9 tRNA genes and 1 rRNA gene are annotated in these 1,050 nt (G+C 49.1%); all 10 read right to left on the bottom strand.

What is annotated here, in order from left to right:
- Positions 1–3: 3 nt before the first annotated feature.
- Positions 4–77, bottom strand: a tRNA-Pro gene (locus CJ239_RS11435).
- 15 nt (positions 78–92) lie between these two features.
- A tRNA-Arg gene (locus CJ239_RS11440) sits at positions 93–166 on the bottom strand.
- 11 nt (positions 167–177) lie between these two features.
- Positions 178–263, bottom strand: a tRNA-Leu gene (locus tag CJ239_RS11445).
- Positions 264–270: 7 nt separating this feature from the next.
- Positions 271–342 (bottom strand) — tRNA-Gly (locus CJ239_RS11450).
- A 22-nt stretch (positions 343–364) separates the two neighbouring features.
- Positions 365–437: transfer RNA gene (locus CJ239_RS11455), tRNA-Thr, on the bottom strand.
- A gap of 18 nt (positions 438–455) precedes the next feature.
- A tRNA-Leu gene (locus CJ239_RS11460) sits at positions 456–537 on the bottom strand.
- 5 nt (positions 538–542) lie between these two features.
- A tRNA-Lys gene (locus tag CJ239_RS11465) sits at positions 543–615 on the bottom strand.
- Between the two features lie 24 nt (positions 616–639).
- Positions 640–712 (bottom strand) — tRNA-Asp (locus CJ239_RS11470).
- A 2-nt stretch (positions 713–714) separates the two neighbouring features.
- A tRNA-Val gene (locus tag CJ239_RS11475) sits at positions 715–787 on the bottom strand.
- 4 nt (positions 788–791) lie between these two features.
- A 5S ribosomal RNA gene (gene rrf / locus CJ239_RS11480) occupies positions 792–907 on the bottom strand.
- Between the last annotated feature and the right edge of the window lie 143 nt (positions 908–1,050).

The following is a 1,050-nucleotide window of genomic DNA, read 5'->3' on the forward strand; positions in this document are numbered from 1 at the left end:
GAATCGGGAAGACAGGATTCGAACCTGCGACACCTTGGTCCCAAACCAAGTACTCTACCAAGCTGAGCTACTTCCCGAGTTAAATAGAAAAATGCACCCTAGAGGAGTCGAACCTCTAACCGCCTGATTCGTAGTCAGGTACTCTATCCAGTTGAGCTAAGGGTGCTCATTATTTTATGCCGAGGACCGGAATCGAACCGGTACGATCGTTACCAATCGCAGGATTTTAAGTCCTGTGCGTCTGCCAGTTCCGCCACCCCGGCCTCTCTAAGCGAACGACGGGATTCGAACCCGCGACCCCCACCTTGGCAAGGTGGTGTTCTACCACTGAACTACGTTCGCACTGTTTTCTTCTATCTAAAAATGCCGGCTACATGACTTGAACACGCGACCCTCTGATTACAAATCAGATGCTCTACCAACTGAGCTAAGCCGGCTCATTTATTATTTCTTAATGCGGGTTAAGGGACTTGAACCCCCACGCTGTTAAGCGCCAGATCCTAAATCTGGTGCGTCTGCCAATTCCGCCAAACCCGCATATATGACCCGTACTGGGCTCGAACCAGTGACCCATTGATTAAAAGTCAATTGCTCTACCAACTGAGCTAACGAGTCTAAAATAACTTCCGTTATCTTAAACGGTCCCGACGGGAATCGAACCCGCGATCTTCGCCGTGACAGGGCGACGTGATAACCGCTACACTACGGGACCTTTGGGAGTTAACGGGATCGAACCGCTGACCCTCTGCTTGTAAGGCAGATGCTCTCCCAGCTGAGCTAAACTCCCTAGAGCTAAGCGACTTCCATATCTCACAGGGGGCAACCCCCAACTACTTCCGGCGTTCTAGGGCTTAACTTCTGTGTTCGGCATGGGTACAGGTGTATCTCCTAGGCTATCGTCACTTAACTCTGAGTAATACCTACTCAAAATTGAATATCTATTCAAACCAAGAAAACCGTTCGCTTTCATATTCTCAGTTACTTTGGATAAGTCCTCGAGCTATTAGTATTAGTCCGCTACATGTGTCGCCACACTTCCACTTCTAACCT

It is taken from the genome of Streptococcus sp. UMB0029 (genome assembly GCF_002871495.1).
In the GTDB taxonomy this organism is placed as follows: domain Bacteria; phylum Bacillota; class Bacilli; order Lactobacillales; family Streptococcaceae; genus Streptococcus.